Raw genomic sequence first — 16806 nt, forward strand, 5'->3', positions numbered from 1 at the left:
CTTAAATCAACCCATAACCTGTTTGTCCCATGAAAGCATTCAGCTCCAGATTGTCGCGAAGAACGTTTTTGAAACAGAATTCACTGGCAGGGCTGGGTGTGGCCCTTGCTTCCTCACCGGTGGCAGCGCTGCCGGTAATCGGGTCGAAGTCGGCGCAGGTGCCAGCGATATTGGGTGGGCCATCGGCCTGGGCGGAGGTAAAATGGCCGGTCTGGCCGCAATGGAACCCGGAAACGGACGAAAAACAGCTACTGGAAGTGGTACGGAGCGGCGTCTGGTCACGGGCGGATGTGGTAACCCAGTTTGAAAAGGAATGGGCAGCGGCATTGAATGTTAAAAGAAGTCTTGCGGTGGTCAACGGCACCAATGCACTCGTCATCGCTATCAATCAGTTGGGTATCGGGGCGGGGGATGAAGTATTGGTGCCACCCTACACGTTTATCGCTTCGGTCTCCTCGATTTTGTCCAATGGCGCGATGCCGGTTTTCGTGGATATCGATGCGGAAACGTTCCAGATCGATCCCGCAAAAATCGAGGCTAAAATCACCCCGCGGACCAAAGCCATTATGGCGGTGCACGTGCTGGGGCTACCTGTAGATATGGACAGGATCATGACTATTGCCAAAAAGCATAAGCTGTTGGTGATAGAGGATGCGTGCCAGGCCCATTTGGCTGAATATGATAAAAAGAAGGTCGGCACGATTGGCAACGTGGGCTGTTTCAGTTTTCAGAACTCCAAAAATCTACCCATTGGCGAAGGTGGGGCTATTGTGAGCAATGACGAGCATTTTATGGATTTGTGCTATTCTTATCACAATTTCGGGAATCCATATGGCACAGCTGTCGGCTCGGTGAGTACCGGCAGTGTGATGCAGGGTACAAAACTGCGCTTTTCGGAATTTCAGGCAGCCATTGGCATCGCACAGTTGAAACGGCTCGATGCCCAGACAACCACACGCAATGAGAACGCCGAGTACCTTAAATCGCAAATCAAGGATATTCCGGGTATTGTTCCGTATAAATTATACGACAAGGTCAACCGCGGTGCTTTTCATTTGTTTGCTTTCCGTTACCAGAAGGATGGGTTCAAGGGGCTTTCCCGCGAGAGCTTTATCAAGGCTGTAAAAGCCGAAGGCGTACCGTGTATGAGCGGCTATTCGCCCCTTAATACGCAGCCATTTTTGCATGAAACCTTTAAATCGGAGAACTACCGGAGAATGTATCCGAAGGAAATGCTCGACATTAATAAGTACAACGAGCAGAACAAATGCCCGGTGAATGATAAGATTTGTAACGAAGAAGCGGTCTGGTTCACCCAAAACATGCTGCTCGGCACGAAGGATGATATGAAAGCCATTGCTTCGGCGATCGAAAAAATCCACAGCAACGTCGACAAGATCAAAACGCTCGGACAGAAATGAGGAGAGCCGCTACAATATGTTTGCTGTTTCTGACCTTGCTCCCCGCACACGCGCAGGGCTGGAAAGCGGGAGTTGCCAAAGTGGCGATTACCCCGGCTGAACCGATGTGGATGGCCGGGTTCGCGGCCCGTACGCATGAGTCCGAGGGCAAGCTGCACGATCTTTGGGCGAAAGCATTGGCCATTCAGGACGCCGATGGCAAGCAGGCGGTACTGATTACCACTGATTTGCTGGGTTTTCCAAAAGCGATGTCTGATGAGATTAGGACCAAAATCAATGACCGCTATAAACTTTCCAAAGCACAGATTATTCTCAATAGTTCGCACACGCATTCTGGACCCGTGCTCGGGGCCGCATTGTCGGATATTTATCCTTTGAACGAAGGGGATCAAAAGAAAATCGATCAGTATTCCGCCAGGCTCATTGAGCAGATCGTGACTTTAACCGGCGACGCATTGAAGGCATTGCAACCCGCCACAATCGAAACCCGCAATGGGGTAACACGCTTCCAGGTCAACCGCCGGAATAACAATGCCTCGACGTTGGAAAGATTAACCGAAATCACCGGCCCCGGTGACCCGGCCGTACCCGTACTGAAAGTGTCCGATGCGAAAGGTAAAATCATCGCGATTGCATTCGGATATGCCTGCCATCCTACCGTTTTGGACGGTTACCAATGGTCGGGCGACTATCCCGGCTGGGCGCAGATTGAGCTGGAAAAGCTATATCCGGGCGCTACCGCCTTGTTTTTCCAGGGAGCAGGGGCGGATCAGAACCCATTGCCCCGGCACACCGTGCCGCTGGCTATTCAGTATGGCAAAACGCTCGCTGCGGCGGTGGAACGTGTATTAAGTGAGGAAATGAAGCCGCTGGCGCCACAGCTCTCTACCGCTTACCACGAAGTGACACTCTCAATGACTACCGCGCCCACCCGGGAGCAACTTTCGGCAATGGCCGAAAAAGCGACCGGTTTCCAGCAAAAATGGGCCAAACGGATGATTGCGCAGATCGACGGGAAGAAGCCATTTCAGACCTCCTACCCTTTCCCGTTGCAGGTATGGAAACTCGGCGACCAGGCGATAATGACGCTCGGTGGCGAGTTGGTGGTGGATTATGCGATTAATTTGAAAAAGATATTCGGTCAGGATACATTCGTAATGGGCTATTCCAATGATGTGATGACCTACATACCGAGCACCACCATCCTGCGCGAGGGCGGGTACGAGGGCGAAGTGGCCGCTATCGTGTATGGCCTGCCCGCAACCTGGGCGTCGGATGTCGAAATTGAAATATTGAACGGGATGGTGCAACTGGCGAAACAGGCCGGGGTTGTCAAACCGGAATCGAAGGTTATCAAGAATTAGTGTTTATCCAAAGTCTGCCCCTACCCGTGAACAGTATCGATTACTCTATGACTTTCGAGCCGCTCGCAGAGCCTAAACCTTTAATCGCAAAGCATTACTACTCCGGTTTTTCGCGTGCGCATGACACATATAACGCGCTCTCGGCTGCGAGCGACGGGAAGATTTACTATCTCCTGTCGTCGGATAACCATGAAATAGGGGGGCAAATGTTTGTGTACGACCCGGCTGCCGACAGTACCAAACATCTCGGCGACCTGACCGAGATTTGCGGCGAGAAGGATCTGAAAGCCATTCCGCAGGGCAAAAGCCACGTCCGTTTTTACGAAAGAAATGGAAAGCTCTATTTCTCTACGCACGTCGGCTATTACCAGCTCATCGACGGCATGGACCGCCTTCCCGAGCAAGCGCCCGAAGGTTATGCATTATATCCGGGCGGCCATTTTCTTTCCTATGACCTCCGAACCGGTGCATTCGAAGACCTTGCCTTGGTACCTAATGGCGAAGGCATGGTATCGATGACAATGGACCGCGACCGGGGTCATTTATATGGCATTAGCTGGCCGTACGGTCATTTCATCCATTTCGATATTGAGAAACGAGTATTAAAAAACCTCGGCCCCATTTCGCACAAAGGTGAAGCAGGCACGCCGGGTACCGATTTCCGGTCGCTATGCCGGTCGTTGTTTGTCGATGCAGAACTGGGAGATGTATACTTTTCAACCGCCGACGGAGATATTCTGACCTACAACCCTGAAACCCGAATTTTACATAAACTCGAAAACGTAGACCTCCGCCTGGACTATTTCGGCAAATACGACCCGACGCGCCCCGGCAGCATGTGCTACAACTGGCGGAAGATATTCTGGCATCCCAAAGAGCAGGTGGCTTATGGTGTGCACGGCAATTCGGGTTACCTATTCCGGTTCGACCCGCGTGCGGAGAGAATCGAGCTGGTGGAGCGCATTACTTCCGAACCTTCGCGCAAAAGCGGCATGTTCGACCAGTTCAGCTATGGTTACCTCGGTTTTCAGCTCGGTCCGGATGGTGAAACAATCTATTACCTTACCGGTGGACCTATTTTTGAGGATGGCAAGCGCGTCAAAGGCGAGGATCAAATTGCAAAAGGAGCAGCGCGCGGACTGGAAAATCTGCATTTAATTACGTATCATTTACCTACCCATACATATAAAGACCACGGGGCCATCTTTTATGATGACGGCGAGCGGCCTACTTATGTGAACTCCATTGCCGTCGGTGCCGATGGTAGTGTTTATACATTGGCCCGTTTCGAGTATGAGGGCAAGATTATCCAGGATCTTGTCAAAATCCCTAACCCGTTTCAATAACCAGATATTAACTCTTTTCTCAATGGAAAACCTAAATAACTCCCACGGCGATAGCGGCAACGACCGTCGTGACTTTATCAAAAAATCATTGGCTGGCAGCGCATTACTCACTTTCGGAGGCGTACTGCCCGGTTTCAGTCCGAAAAGCTATGCCAAAATCATAGGCGCGAACGAAAAAGTGCGCGTAGGCATGATGGGCGTGAACAGCCGCGGGCTCGCGCTGTCAACTAACTATGCATTGCAACCCAATTGCGAGGTAATATCCATTTCCGACGTCGATACCCGCGCTGCCGAGAAATGCATCGGGATTGTGAACGACACGCAAAAGTCCAAACCTGCCAATATTCCGGACTTCCGCAAGGCGCTCGAAAACAAGGACATGGATGCGCTCGTCGTTGCCGCGCCCGATCACTGGCACGCGCCGGCCGCCATTCTGGCTTCCAAAGCAGGTAAGCATGTGTACCTCGAAAAACCTTGCAGCCATAACCCGCACGAAGGCGAACTGCTCGTCGCGGTCGCGAAAAAATACAAGAATGTGATCCAGATGGGCAACCAACGCCGCTCCTGGCCGAATGTGGCCGCGGGGATTAAGGAGGTGCACGATGGCGTGATCGGCCGGCCGTATTTTGCCAAAGGCTGGTATACCAATAATCGCGCGTCCATCGGCATCGGTAAGGAAACCTCCGTGCCTTCCTGGCTCGACTACGAACTGTGGCAAGGCCCGGCCCCACGCCGCGCATTTAAGGACAATATTGTCCATTACAACTGGCACTGGTTCTGGAACTGGGGCACGGGCGAGGCGCTCAACAACGGCACCCACATGCTCGACCTTATGCGCTGGGGCTTACAGGTTGACTTCCCGACACGCGTTACTTCTTCCGGCGGCCGTTTCCGCTACAAAGACGACTGGGAAACGCCAGACACGCAGGTGATCAACCTAGAATTTGCGAACAACACAGCCATGACCTGGGAAGGCCGCAGCTGCAATGGACGGACGATCGAAGGTAGCAGCGTGGGAGTTGTTTTTTATGGAGAAAAAGGCTCGTTGCAAATCGGCGAAGGCAATAATTATAAAATTTACGACCTTGATAATAAGTTAATCAAGGAGGTAAAGAACGACCTGGTGATCGATCCGCGCAATAAGATGAACCCTTCGCAGAGCCTAGATGCATTTCACATCCAGAACTTCTTCGATGGTATCAAGAAAGGCGCGCCGCTGGCGGCGGAGATTGTTGGCGGGCATCAGAGTACTTTGCTGGCGCAGCTGGGTAATATCGCTATCCGCTCGGGTGAGACACTGAATATCGATCCGACGAACGGGCATATCAAAGGCAGCAAAGCCGCCGAGAAATTCTGGAAGCGTGAGTATCAGAAGGGCTGGGAACCTACGGTATAGGCTCGTACGACACCCTTGGGTTAAAACCCCTCATACAGCATCGCCCGGCCTCCTAACCCAGGGTTTAAACCCTGGGTTCCCAGCCAGAAGCTAACCGCCATATAGCATCACTAGGCCCCCATAACCCAGGGTTTCAACCCTGGGGATAGAGAGCCAAACCCTGAAAACTCAATGAAAAGCGAAGCCATTGCCATTAAAGTAGAAAACCTGACGAAGCGGGAAACGACGATCTCGATCTTTCTGATCGGCCTGATGTTCTTCATTTTCGGTTTTGTGTCCTGGGTCAATTCCATATTGATCCCCTATTTCAAGATCGCCTGTGAACTGACTAGCTTTCAGGCTTACCTCGTCGCATTTGCCTTTTACATTGCCTACTTCGTGATGTCGGTGCCTTCGTCTTACCTTTTAAAGGCAGTAGGGTTCAAAAAGGGAATGATGATAGGGTTCTGGGCGATGGCTTTGGGAGCGTTCATATTCGTGCCGGCTGCCCTGTCGCGGACTTACGAGATATTTTTGATGGGCCTTTTCACGATCGGAATCGGCCTGGCGATCCTGCAAACGGCCGCCAATCCCTACATTACCATCCTGGGCGCCAAGGAACGTGCGGCTCAGCGGATCAGTATCATGGGGATTTGTAACAAAGCTGCCGGGATCCTGTCCCCTATTGTCTTCGCGGCGGTGATCCTAAAACCTACCGACACGGACCTTTTCGCCCAGCTAAGCTCCATGACGGACGTGGAACGCAGCACGGCCCTGGACGAACTGATCAGGCGGGTAATCAACCCGTACATAGGCCTTGGAATCTTTTTGTTCACATTGGGCATCCTCGTTTTTAAATCCCCGCTCCCCGAAATCGATACCGAACATGAAAGCCAGGAAATTGCTTCGGCCAATGCAGGTAAGAAGAGCATTTTCGACTTTCCGCACCTCATTCTTGGAGCATTAGCGATTTTCCTGCACGTAGGCACGCAGGTGATTGCGATCGATACCATTATTGGTTATGCCAATTCAATGGGCATTGATCTGCTGGAAGCGAAAGTCTTTCCGTCCTACACGCTGTTCTGCACCATTTGCGGGTATCTGATCGGCATTACGGTTATTCCTAAATACATCAGCCAGGTAAATGCGCTGCGGATATGCACGCTGCTGGGCACCATTTTTACATTACTCATCATTTTCGCGCATGGAGAAGTGAATTTCCTCGGCCACACTACGGACATTTCCATCTGGTTTGTCGTGCTGCTCGGACTCGCCAACTCACTCGTATGGGCAGGTATATGGCCGCTCGCGCTCGACGATCTGGGGCGCTTTACTAAGCTCGGCGCGTCGGTCATGATCATGGGCCTTTGCGGAAATGCGATTATGCCGCTTTTCTACGGCCATTTCGCGGATGTTGTGAATGTGCGGGAGGCTTACTGGGTGTTGCTGCCTTGCTATTTGTATCTGGTGTTTTATGCGGTAAAAGGGCATAAGTTTAGACGTTGGGGGTTTTAAGGGGAGGAAGGGAGGATGGAGGAAAGGGAGGAAGGAGGATGGGATCCTTAGAAGTCGGATATGAAAAATGTCAGTCTTAGAATTGTCATCCTGAGAGATGTCAGCCTGAGAGATGTCAGCCTGAGCGTAGTCGAAGGCAGTCCTTACCGAAAAATGTAAGTGTCATCATGCATGCGCTTCGACCGCCCGGCGGCCCGGTTCGCTCAGCGTGACAAATGTGCCGAATAGGCAACATCAAACATTAGAATTAACGAATGAAAGTAAAAATCATAAACGGAACCATCATCACCCCATACCGCTACATCCGGGACGGCACCATTTTGATTGAAAATGGCATAATCATTGGAATCGAGACACGGGACATGGATTTCCCGGATTCGGATGTGATCGACGCCGAAGGACATTATGTGGCTCCCGGCTTTATCGACCTGCATATCCACGGCGGCGGTGGGCATGATTTCATGGATGGAAGTGTGGACGCGTTTTTGAAAATTGCCGAAACACATGCGCAATACGGTACCACCGCAATGGTACCGACTACATTGACGGCCGAAAAAGAGCATTTGCTCGAAACTCTTGATTTTTATGAAAAGGCCAATGCAGCCAATGCCAATGGCGCGCAATTCCTCGGAATGCATTTGGAAGGCCCCTATTTCGCATTGAGCCAGCGGGGAGCGCAGGACCCGCGGTACATCCGCAACCCTGATCCAAAAGAGTATGAGGAGGTTTTGGCATACTCCAATTCCATTACACGTTGGAGCGCCGCACCAGAGCTGCCGGGGGCTATTGAATTTGGAAAAAGATTAAAACAAAAAGGCATTCTGGCGGCGGTAGCACATACGGATGCCATTTATGAGGACGTGCTGGAAGCCTACGAAAACGGCTACACGCTCGCGACGCACCTGTACTCGGCCATGTCGGGCGTGACGCGCCGGAACGCTTTCCGGTACGCGGGCACGATCGAGAGCGCCTTTTTGCTCGATATGGATGTGGAGATCATCGCCGATGGCGTGCATTTGCCCGCACCGTTGTTGAAACTCATTTATAAAATAAAAGGTCCCGACCGCATTGCATTGATTACCGACGCCATGCGTGCCGCAGGAATGCCTGAGGGCGAAAGCACGTTGGGTTCGCTCAAAAACGGCTTGAAAGTGATCGTCGAGGATGGCGTAGCCAAGTTGCCCGACCGCACTTCATTCGCCGGAAGCGTTTCCACTGCCGACAGGCTCGTGCGCACGATGGTGAATATGGCCGATGTGTCCCTGCTCGACGCTGTGCGCATGGCCACTGCCACGCCCGCGCGCATCATGGGCGTACACGATCGCAAGGGCACATTAGTGGCGGGCAAGGACGCCGATATCGTGATTTTCGATGCCGACATCCGCATTCAAAGGACCATTATCAAAGGAAAAACCATCTACCTAAACGCGATACCCCAAATTTAACTAACACAAAATGAAAGTCGACCAACTGGAAATCAACATATCCGAAACCCGACAGCAAATGGGCGAAGCCGCGGCCAAAGCCGTTGCCGGGAAGATCCGGGAAATTCAGGATACCAAAGAATTTGTGAATATCATCTTCGCCTCCGCGCCTTCGCAGAACGAGTTTCTGGCGACGTTGAAGGACGAGCCGGGCATTCAATGGGAGAAAATCAATGCATTTCATATGGACGAATACATCGGCATCGCCGCCGATGCGCCGCAGAATTTCGGGTATTTCCTGAAAGTGCGGTTGTTCGACCATGTGCCCGTGCGTTCAGTTTCCTACCTCGACGGTAACGCTACCGACCCGCAGCAGGAATGCGACCGGTACGCGAAACTCCTCCGCGAGAACCCGATCGACATTGTATGCCTCGGCATCGGCGAGAATGGACATTTGGCATTCAACGACCCGCATGTGGCGTTTTTCGATGATCCATTGGAAGTGAAAGTCGTGGAGCTCGACGACGCCTGCCGCCAGCAGCAGGTCAACGACGAGTGCTTCGACACCTTCGGCGAAGTACCGCAAACCGCATTGACCCTCACCATTCCCACATTGATGAAGGCCAAATATGCCTTCTGCATCGTACCCGGCGAGAAAAAAGCGCAGGCCATTTACCATACCGTGGCCGAGGATATCCAGGAAGCCTACCCGTCGACCATCCTTCGTAAGCACCCGCACGCGATCCTGTTCATCGACCAGGCCAGTTCAGGGAAGCTCAAAGAAATTTCGTCATACTCGCAGGCATAGTTCCGCACCGGAGCTATCTTGCAATGTATTACCTCAACCCATTCAAATGAGAAAAGAACTCTTGACAATCGCTTTATTGAGCGCAATGGTATTCAATCAGGGATGTAATTCGAAGAAGGAGGAAGCAAAGAATGAGGAGAAGAAACCGCTGAGCCTGATCGTGGTGGAGCCCGGCCACTTCCATGCGGCGCTGGTCCAGAAATCCATGTATGCCGACGTTGATTCCGTCGTGCACGTGTACGCGTCCGAAGGCCCGGATGTGAAGGCTTACCTCGACAAGGTGGAGAAATACAACACCCGCCCCGAGGACCCGACGCATTGGAAAGAAGAAGTATACACCGGCCCCGATTTCTTTGAAAAAATGATTTCTGAGAAAAAGGGTAATGTGGTGGTATTGGCCGGTAACAACCAGAAAAAGACTGATTTTATCAAAAAATCCGTCGACGCAGGCCTGAACGTCCTCGCTGACAAACCGATGGCGATCGACGCGGCGGGCTTCGACAAGCTGAAAGAAGCATTCGCCAGCGCCGACAAGAATAAGGTGCTCCTGTACGACATCATGACCGAGCGTTACGAGATCACCAACACCCTGCAACGCGAGCTAGCATTGCTGCCCGAGATCTTCGGTGAACTGCAAAAAGGCACGCCCGAGAACCCCGCGGTATCGAAAGAAAGCGTTCACCACTTCTTCAAATACATTTCCGGCGAACCGCTGGTACGTCCTACCTGGTTCTTCGACGTAAACCAGCAAGGCGAAGGCATGGTGGACGTAACAACCCACCTCGTGGACCTCGTGCAATGGAGCTGCTTCCCTAATGTATCCCTCGATTATCAAAAGGACATTCAACTGCTCTCCACGAAGCGCACCGCTACCCAGCTTACGCCGTCGCAATTCAAACTCGTCACCAAAAGCGAAACTTACCCTGATTTCCTCAAAAAGGACATTAAGGACACTTTGCTGAATGTGTATTCCAATGGCGAGCTGAACTACACCCTGAAAGGCGTCCACGCGAAGGTATCCGTGATCTGGAACTTCCAGGCTCCCGAAGGCACCGGCGACACGCATTACTCGATCATGAAAGGCTCGAAAGCCAACCTGATCGTCCGCCAGGGCAAAGACCAGAAGTATAAGCCGGTTCTTTACATTGAAACTACCGACAAGAGCAAGGCTTATGAAGATGCTGTTACGGCAGCATTCAAATCAATTCAGGACAAATTCCCCGGCGTGGAGCTGAAAAAGATCCCTGCCGGTTGGGAAGTGGTGATCGATGCGAAATACGATACCGGCCACGAGTCGCACTTCGCGCAAGTGGCTAACAAGTATATGGAGTATCTCAAAGCAGGGAAGTTGCCTGAATGGGAGGTGCCGAATATGATTGCCAAGTATTGGTTGACGACGTCGGCGTTGAAGCAGGCGAAGGAGAAGAAATAACAAAATGGAGGTCGTTGGAATTCGTGCCAACGACCTCCATTTTTATACACATACTATGGCACTAGATTTTCACCGGCTTGAAGACAAGAAATATTTGTTCAGCCTTTCCGATAAACAATACATTGGTTTACTAGAAATATTCCAGGCTTTCAAAACCCAAACGGGCATTGCAATTGACCCGCACCGCGATGCTCGTCTGACCCTCGAAAATGTCAGATCACTAATTTTGCTAATTGACGACATCTTAATTGATCCAAAGATCAACGACGTCAGAAATAACTTGACACTGATTTCTGAATTTAAGGAACATTTGCGCTCATGTTTGGCAAAAAACCATGAGATTCAAATCTATGGTGATTAATGGTAATAGTTTAGGCAAGTCGTTGATGTCCTTAAACCTATCCATGTTAAAAATCGCGGAAATTCTTGTCGGCGTATGGATCATGCTGACAATACTTCTCATCGCCTCCGATTTGCTCAGCTTACCGGACACCGATTTTCGCGGCGATCCCTTCTACGCTTACAGACACAACCCGGTCATTATCAACATCTCCATTGCGTCGCTGGTGTTCAGGTTAGCATTTGTGGGCTTACTAATCTATTCTAACATTAAGCCTCACCATCAAAAAGGCAAAACCCCATGGTACGCATTCTTCATTTCGGGTTTCGCTGCGGCCTTCCTGCAATGGTATGAGCTGTATTACGGCTCTACGTTCTATTACGGTGAGGTTAGGGACAAGCAGGGCTTGATGTTCCCATTACTGGCTTCGTTCATAGCCACGCTTATGATCTGGAAATTCCCTGCTCCGATCAATGAGCAACGGAATCTGATTTGGAAGTTAATCCTAACAGCCCTTGTAAACATAGGATTGTACATTTTATGGCTGAATGTCTATGAACCATGGAATCTATTTCAATCTTGATAGATTTCCTATTGGCGAACTAAGATGGCGTGATGTGTGCCTCCGAATTAACGCTATTGTAGAATCCGCCAATGGCCTTCTTCAAGGCCAACTTCATTTCTTTCACCTCGGCGATAATATCTGCGGGCGGGCGGATGGCGATGATGTAGCGGATCGGCTGGTTCATTTGTGAAAAGCACTTATTTCTTGTGAAAAGTAATTATTTATGGAGTGTTTTTGTGAAAAACGATTATTCCAAGGCCGCCCCATTCTACCTCAATAAGGGACGCGAATATGAAATTTTTACCGTTCGTATCTTGTTCCCTACCGAAAAATCATTCCCCAAGTAAATGTGCCTGTCTTGCTGTTTCTTGTCTTTAAACGAAGACGTGAAAAGAAGAATGCGGCCATCCCATCCAGGCGCAATTTTGAAAGAAATCATCAATGGGCTGCAAGATGATTCGGGGCGTAAGATTACGCTTACGATGGTCGCAAAGGGACTTGGCATCTCCCGCAAGGCTCTTTCCAATATCCTGAATGAGCGACAGCAAATCGGCGCAGAGACGTGCATCCGGTTGTCTGCGGCGTTTGGAATGAGTGCCGAATTCTGGCGTGACGTCCAGATTAACTGTGACCTTTGGCATGCGGAAAGGAGTGTAGATCGGAAGTCGGTTCGACGTTTCTGGCCGCTGGAAATTAAATAGATAATACAATCCTAGACGCGTAGCTTATATGAAAACGGTTGAAGAACAATTGGAATTTAGAGACAAGCTTTTGGCCGGTCTGGCAAAAGCCTACGAAAAACTCATAGAATACAAGAAGCAGAAAAACAGCGTGCTCGTGGTAATGAGAGATGGCAAAATCACGCACGTCAAGCCGGATTAATATAGTTGCAAGTAGATATTTCAGCATGGTTCGTTATTCCTTATAAAACACCAATCCATCTATGAACAAAAGTGAGAAAGAGCTTCGTAAACAATTAAAAGCCAATTTACGTCAAAAAGCTGCTGCCGACTTCGAAAATAGCCTTCCTATGAGCAGGGAAAACTTTCGCCTCCTGTTTGACTTCCTGGACGATGAATTACAAAACAATGAATGCGACAACCTATTGACAATCACCATTACTTTCCTTCAACACCAGAATATTTCAAATCCAGAACAGGTGATGAGTTGGTTGGCAGACCACGGGGGATATTGTGATTGCGAGGTACTTGCTAATGTTGAAGAGCATTTTAATTGACTCATCAGACGGCTACTGCGCATCATTCGGTAGCAGTTGCGACACCCCCTCTCCCAACCCGCTCCACATTCTCAAAAAACGCAACCAGCTCCTTAAACGAAAAGTAAGTATCGCAAAGCTCCGGCGCGGGGCCTTGTTCTTTGAGGGAGATGATGTAGCCGGTGAAGATCGTCCAGAGTTCGTCGCGCCAGCATTCGGCGCTGCTGCTGCTCAGGAGCTTGCCTACCTCGCGGCCATAGGCCAGCAACATCGCATCCGTGCATTCGATAGGGTGTGTTTCTGTGTTCATTTTGTGGATATAAGAAGTGTGGGACAAACCGTGCATTTACGTTTTCCGTAAAGCACGCATTCGTGCAACCCGTACCCAACCCGCGCGCCCCGTAACTTACGCCGAAATACCTGTAAATTACCGGAACACTTCCCGATGGATTTATATAAATTGCCTTTTCAACGAAATAGCCCCGGTATGACACATACTACCTCCAACCCGAAGATCCACGAAGGCCGCAACGTGAAACGGTTCCGCGAAATGCTCGGAATCAAGCAGGACATGCTGGCGTTCGAGCTCGGCAGCGATTGGAACCAGCAAAGAATCTCCACGCTCGAACAGCGCGAAAAGATCGATTCCGACATTTTGGAACAAGTAGCAGCGATATTGAAAATACCTGTGGAAGCGATTCGGAATTTTGATGAGGAAAAAGCGGTGAATGTGATTTCTAATACATTCAATGACAATGCTATGCTTAATGCGGTAAACAATAATCCAACTTTTCATCCTATCGATAAATTAATGCAGCTTCATGAGGAGAAGATTGCTTTGTACGAGCGGATGTTGAAGGAGAAGGATGAGATGATGGAGCGGTTGGAGAGGTTGATAGGAAACAAATAGGGGTTATAACGAAACTCTACATATGCTTCAAGAAGATATTTTTTTCTTCGAATGACGGGATCAGGACAGACTTACTTTTTGAAACCGCTAGACCGGATTCATAAGCCGTGCCTCCTAATATTGCTTGATGTTTGGTTTGATCTATGTTCTTGATTATAAAATCACAGAAAGTAAATGGGCTAATAATTTGCTCCATAGGCAATCTGATATTGTTGATTCCGCCCATCTGAATTTCACACTTATGGTGGCTTTGAACATTCATATCATAATCAATCCGAATGTGAGATGAGTTAGTAAATTTATATTTATCCTCAAAGCGACCCAATATCAGGCTTTCATTACCTTCAAAATTACCAATCTGCCTTGCCTTATCCATTAATTCTCTAAGAGCATTGTCGGCAATCTTCAACTCAAATTGATGGCTGAATAAATTATATAGGTCATAGTAGTATTCGCCAATAATTTCATCATTATAGTCTGCCAACTGATTCTCAACGTCGTCGGAAGTCATGTTAATGCCGACTGGATATGGATAGTAGCACAATCGCATCTTCCCAAGTTTTCCCTGTTCAAAATAGAAATAGAATTGAATGCACCCCAAATTCTCTTTGAATAAAAAACTATATTGCCGATTTTGAATAATACGCTCATACTCCTTGGCATATAGGCTTTTGAAAATACCAGGAGCATAATTAGGCCAAGAAATAACATTTGCCTCCTTCAAATAATTAGTCGACAAAATGGAGGAACGAAAAACCTTTTCCGCTAGTTTAATATTCTCAACAACGTCATCAATCCCCATTTTGCTCAGTCTTATTTAGGCCCGCAATATCTTTGACTAACTCAGGATTTTGCGCGATCTTTTCTATCAGTAGCGCTCTAAAAGTGTCATCTGACAGCAAGGCATCGATCTCCTTATCCGCCTTCTCCACATTTTTGGTACTTTGTATTATAACTAGTTTACGTTGTATTTGCGCTTCATTTGGAAAGATAAATTTAAAAGCGGGAGAGTCTTTAACTATCTGCGTAATCTCTTCTTCTAGCTCATCCGTTCCTCTACCATTGCCGGACAGATAACACCATCCTCTTGAACGGGTAATTGATACGAAAATCGCATTACGCATTCTTGCCGTTAAATCGTTAATGACACGCTGCGTATTAATAATAAAGACAACATTCGCCTCATTCCCTTTAGCTCTAAATGCCGTACTTAGTGTCACAAACCCGGGCTCTTTAAAAGAGTCGGTAGACTCGATATAGCCAGGAGTGATAGCTTTTATATTTTTAATATCAAGTTGCTGCCTGATATACTCAAAATTCCTCTGAGAATTCTTCTTATCTAAATCAATAACAATAATCTCTTCAGGCTCTACTTTCTGTACATTGATCAAATTTTCAATCTTGCTAACCACCTCTGTCAGTTCAGTCCCAACCCTATCAAACTTCTTAAAATCAACAAGTTTAGCCTCTGGCGAGTCGGCATCCCTTAATAACCTTTCAAGTACATTCTTACTATATTTTTCTGGTCTCTCGACATGCACAAAGTCACCTTCAACAAATTTTTGAGTTGCCGGACTGTTTACTTGGTATCCACGTGCAATCCAATCACCACGGTCATCCATTGGCACCTTTGAATCCTTTGAATAAAGTCCAAGAGCGAGTCCATGAGCGACTAACAAATTGATCCTAGGATTACGATAGGAGTTCGGCAACACGAAATCTTTATCGATATTTCCCTTATAGCTCCCTTCCAGTACGCTATTCGGCATATTAGGGATGCCGTTACTACGTTTTCCAAATAGCTCCTCAGGCTGAGCAATCTTCAACTCCGTAAGCGATTGGAATTCATCATATGCCCAAATTATTTTCCTGTGAGTAGGATCAGAGTCAACAGGCTTAGTCAAGTAAAAGATTGTTTCAAAAAAGGCAGGCGAAAAATCTTGCGCCTCGTCAATTAGCACCATATCATAATAAGGTACAATCTTGTCCTTGGCTGTGTTAATAAGGTCCGAATAAACAGCATCAAGTGGATTTTCGCTTCCCTTAACATTCATGAAGTTTAACACCCTAGCGCCAGCCGCATTAGCCGTGTTATAATATACGCCTGGCTTGTTACTGCCTCCCCAAGCATGGAACACGTGGAGGTTATTCCAGTTTGGCATCGCCTTCGCTATATTAAAATAGTATTCGGTTATTGCCGCTTTTACCTGATTATACATACTTTGAGTATTGAACACAAATAAGATTTTATGATCAATACCGTAGTCAGTCAACGTCTTATGAGCAATGGCAGCCTTCATACATAATATGACAGTCTTTCCCGTACCAGCCAATCCCCTAATCCTTTGCGGTCCAGATGGAATCTGTAAAGCTACCTGTCTTTGAGTCTTATCAAGTTTAAATGTATAGTCGAGAGATTTCTTAATAAACTCGTTCATATTTGAAGGGGCTGCCACGACCTTCTTACGAATAACCTTACTAAAAATATTTGATCCTTCAAGAACAGAGTCAATAAGATCTATTGTAGATTCTGATAGACTTATGTCGCCTGATGAGATTATTTGGTTCAATTCCGTACTCAGATCATCCAACAACCACCTCGAATTAACCAATGGATTACCATTCGAACTCTCTAATTCTGCAATCTCTTCATCGGTATTATCAGCAAACATCAAAATTTTCGATATCACAATATCATCATTCCATTGTTCAGTTCTAATATTGAAAAGAGTTGGATTCTTCTTTAATGAATTCTCTAATTCTTTTGAATAAATATTTAGACTCAAATCCCTAGAATAAATATACTCCTCATCGGTTGTTTTCCAGAACTCGTTATCCTCATCAAATTCGATAACTTTTTCAGTAACTAAATCTAAGATTAAAATTCCAAAGCTCTTCGATCTTACAATGAATGAGGGTATTTCATTTTCCTTAAATCCTAAGGACGGAATTTTATAGCCAAGAATTCCTTCATAAGGCTCGAAAATAGTACAAAGCGAATCCCAAACCGTTTTTTCAAAAGGATTATCTGCTGACTCTATATTTCCCGCAAGAAATTCCATAAAATATTATTATTATATTAAAAAAGCC

18 protein-coding genes are annotated in these 16806 nt (G+C 48.0%); 14 read left to right on the forward strand and 4 right to left on the reverse strand.

Annotation, left to right across the window (positions count from 1 at the left end; all coding sequences use genetic code 11):
- Positions 1–29: 29 nt before the first annotated feature.
- The 10 genes from IEY24_RS18325 to IEY24_RS18370 all read left to right on the forward strand — a co-directional run bounded on the left by IEY24_RS18325 (position 30) and on the right by IEY24_RS18370 (position 11608).
- Entirely contained in the window at positions 30–1421 is a 1392-nt protein-coding gene (locus tag IEY24_RS18325; RefSeq protein ID WP_188934673.1) for a DegT/DnrJ/EryC1/StrS family aminotransferase, read from the forward strand.
- Entirely contained in the window at positions 1418–2785 is a 1368-nt protein-coding gene (locus IEY24_RS18330) for a neutral/alkaline non-lysosomal ceramidase N-terminal domain-containing protein (protein ID WP_188934676.1), read from the forward strand. Before IEY24_RS18325 ends, IEY24_RS18330 begins: the two co-directional genes overlap by 4 nt.
- A 47-nt stretch (positions 2786–2832) precedes the next feature.
- Positions 2833–4131, forward strand: a complete 1299-nt coding sequence (locus tag IEY24_RS18335; RefSeq protein ID WP_188935255.1) for a hypothetical protein — start codon at positions 2833–2835, stop codon at positions 4129–4131.
- A gap of 22 nt (positions 4132–4153) precedes the next feature.
- Positions 4154–5527 (forward strand): Gfo/Idh/MocA family protein, encoded by a 1374-nt coding sequence (locus IEY24_RS18340; RefSeq protein WP_188934678.1) that lies wholly within the window; start codon positions 4154–4156, stop codon positions 5525–5527.
- A 171-nt stretch (positions 5528–5698) separates the two neighbouring features.
- Positions 5699–7021 carry a sugar MFS transporter gene (locus tag IEY24_RS18345; RefSeq protein ID WP_188934680.1) on the forward strand — a complete coding sequence of 441 codons (1323 nt, stop codon included), beginning with the start codon at positions 5699–5701 and terminating at the stop codon, positions 7019–7021.
- 254 nt (positions 7022–7275) lie between these two features.
- Positions 7276–8466 carry an N-acetylglucosamine-6-phosphate deacetylase gene (gene nagA, locus IEY24_RS18350; protein WP_188934682.1) on the forward strand — a complete coding sequence of 397 codons (1191 nt, stop codon included), beginning with the start codon at positions 7276–7278 and terminating at the stop codon, positions 8464–8466.
- 10 nt (positions 8467–8476) lie between these two features.
- Positions 8477–9253 (forward strand): glucosamine-6-phosphate deaminase, encoded by a 777-nt coding sequence (locus IEY24_RS18355; RefSeq protein ID WP_188934684.1) that lies wholly within the window; start codon positions 8477–8479, stop codon positions 9251–9253.
- Between the two features lie 46 nt (positions 9254–9299).
- The gene (locus IEY24_RS18360) at positions 9300–10685 is read left to right on the forward strand and encodes a putative oxidoreductase C-terminal domain-containing protein (RefSeq protein ID WP_188934686.1); all 1386 of its coding nucleotides are present in this window, start codon (positions 9300–9302) and stop codon (positions 10683–10685) included.
- A gap of 55 nt (positions 10686–10740) precedes the next feature.
- Positions 10741–11046 (forward strand): hypothetical protein, encoded by a 306-nt coding sequence (locus IEY24_RS18365; RefSeq protein WP_188934688.1) that lies wholly within the window; start codon positions 10741–10743, stop codon positions 11044–11046.
- Positions 11047–11089: 43 nt separating this feature from the next.
- Positions 11090–11608, forward strand: a complete 519-nt coding sequence (locus IEY24_RS18370; RefSeq protein ID WP_188934689.1) for a hypothetical protein — start codon at positions 11090–11092, stop codon at positions 11606–11608.
- A 19-nt stretch (positions 11609–11627) separates the two neighbouring features.
- Here the strand turns inward: IEY24_RS18370 and IEY24_RS18375 are convergent, their stop codons facing one another.
- A complete protein-coding gene (locus IEY24_RS18375) occupies positions 11628–11774 on the reverse strand; it encodes a hypothetical protein (protein WP_188934691.1) in 147 nt (48 codons plus the stop codon).
- A gap of 202 nt (positions 11775–11976) precedes the next feature.
- Between IEY24_RS18375 and IEY24_RS18380 the strand changes: the two genes are divergently transcribed.
- From IEY24_RS18380 to IEY24_RS18390, 3 genes are all read left to right on the forward strand, one after another.
- On the forward strand, positions 11977–12291 hold the full coding sequence (locus tag IEY24_RS18380) for a HigA family addiction module antitoxin (RefSeq protein WP_229222596.1): 315 nt from the start codon (positions 11977–11979) through the stop codon (positions 12289–12291).
- 28 nt (positions 12292–12319) lie between these two features.
- Entirely contained in the window at positions 12320–12472 is a 153-nt protein-coding gene (locus IEY24_RS18385) for a DUF8506 family protein (protein ID WP_188934695.1), read from the forward strand.
- A gap of 61 nt (positions 12473–12533) precedes the next feature.
- Positions 12534–12827, forward strand: coding sequence for a DUF2695 domain-containing protein (locus tag IEY24_RS18390; protein WP_188934697.1), 294 nt, complete (start codon positions 12534–12536; stop codon positions 12825–12827).
- Positions 12828–12849: 22 nt separating this feature from the next.
- Here the strand turns inward: IEY24_RS18390 and IEY24_RS18395 are convergent, their stop codons facing one another.
- A complete protein-coding gene (locus IEY24_RS18395; RefSeq protein ID WP_229222598.1) occupies positions 12850–13116 on the reverse strand; it encodes a hypothetical protein in 267 nt (88 codons plus the stop codon).
- A gap of 177 nt (positions 13117–13293) precedes the next feature.
- On the opposite strand from IEY24_RS18395, the gene IEY24_RS18400 reads away from it, so the two are divergent.
- The gene (locus IEY24_RS18400; RefSeq protein ID WP_188934702.1) at positions 13294–13716 is read left to right on the forward strand and encodes a helix-turn-helix domain-containing protein; all 423 of its coding nucleotides are present in this window, start codon (positions 13294–13296) and stop codon (positions 13714–13716) included.
- 16 nt (positions 13717–13732) lie between these two features.
- On the opposite strand, the gene IEY24_RS18405 is transcribed toward IEY24_RS18400, so the two are convergent.
- Complete coding sequence (locus tag IEY24_RS18405; RefSeq protein WP_188934704.1) at positions 13733–14518, reverse strand: DUF2290 domain-containing protein; 786 nt, start codon at positions 14516–14518, stop codon at positions 13733–13735.
- Positions 14508–16778 carry a DEAD/DEAH box helicase gene (locus tag IEY24_RS18410; protein WP_188934706.1) on the reverse strand — a complete coding sequence of 757 codons (2271 nt, stop codon included), beginning with the start codon at positions 16776–16778 and terminating at the stop codon, positions 14508–14510. Before IEY24_RS18410 ends, IEY24_RS18405 begins: the two co-directional genes overlap by 11 nt.
- Between the last annotated feature and the right edge of the window lie 28 nt (positions 16779–16806).

Origin of the sequence: Dyadobacter endophyticus (assembly GCF_014641595.1) — a bacterium.
Taxonomy (GTDB): domain Bacteria; phylum Bacteroidota; class Bacteroidia; order Cytophagales; family Spirosomataceae; genus Dyadobacter; species Dyadobacter endophyticus.

Bases quoted from the DNA above. Each gene is read 5' to 3' on its own strand.
- IEY24_RS18370 (WP_188934689.1), top strand. From the start codon at position 11,090: ATGTTAAAAATCGCGGAAATTCTTGTCGGCGTATGGATCATGCTGACA.
- IEY24_RS18335 (WP_188935255.1), top strand. From the start codon at position 2,833: ATGACTTTCGAGCCGCTCGCAGAGCCTAAACCTTTAATCGCAAAGCAT.
- IEY24_RS18410 (WP_188934706.1), bottom strand. From the start codon at position 16,778: ATGGAATTTCTTGCGGGAAATATAGAGTCAGCAGATAATCCTTTTGAA.
- IEY24_RS18340 (WP_188934678.1), top strand. From the start codon at position 4,154: ATGGAAAACCTAAATAACTCCCACGGCGATAGCGGCAACGACCGTCGT.
- nagA (WP_188934682.1), top strand. From the start codon at position 7,276: ATGAAAGTAAAAATCATAAACGGAACCATCATCACCCCATACCGCTAC.
- IEY24_RS18400 (WP_188934702.1), top strand. From the start codon at position 13,294: ATGACACATACTACCTCCAACCCGAAGATCCACGAAGGCCGCAACGTG.
- IEY24_RS18355 (WP_188934684.1), top strand. From the start codon at position 8,477: ATGAAAGTCGACCAACTGGAAATCAACATATCCGAAACCCGACAGCAA.
- IEY24_RS18365 (WP_188934688.1), top strand. From the start codon at position 10,741: ATGGCACTAGATTTTCACCGGCTTGAAGACAAGAAATATTTGTTCAGC.
- IEY24_RS18390 (WP_188934697.1), top strand. From the start codon at position 12,534: ATGAACAAAAGTGAGAAAGAGCTTCGTAAACAATTAAAAGCCAATTTA.
- IEY24_RS18385 (WP_188934695.1), top strand. From the start codon at position 12,320: ATGAAAACGGTTGAAGAACAATTGGAATTTAGAGACAAGCTTTTGGCC.
- IEY24_RS18330 (WP_188934676.1), top strand. From the start codon at position 1,418: ATGAGGAGAGCCGCTACAATATGTTTGCTGTTTCTGACCTTGCTCCCC.
- IEY24_RS18405 (WP_188934704.1), bottom strand. From the start codon at position 14,518: ATGGGGATTGATGACGTTGTTGAGAATATTAAACTAGCGGAAAAGGTT.
- IEY24_RS18325 (WP_188934673.1), top strand. From the start codon at position 30: ATGAAAGCATTCAGCTCCAGATTGTCGCGAAGAACGTTTTTGAAACAG.
- IEY24_RS18360 (WP_188934686.1), top strand. From the start codon at position 9,300: ATGAGAAAAGAACTCTTGACAATCGCTTTATTGAGCGCAATGGTATTC.
- IEY24_RS18375 (WP_188934691.1), bottom strand. From the start codon at position 11,774: ATGAACCAGCCGATCCGCTACATCATCGCCATCCGCCCGCCCGCAGAT.
- IEY24_RS18395 (WP_229222598.1), bottom strand. From the start codon at position 13,116: ATGAACACAGAAACACACCCTATCGAATGCACGGATGCGATGTTGCTG.
- IEY24_RS18345 (WP_188934680.1), top strand. From the start codon at position 5,699: ATGAAAAGCGAAGCCATTGCCATTAAAGTAGAAAACCTGACGAAGCGG.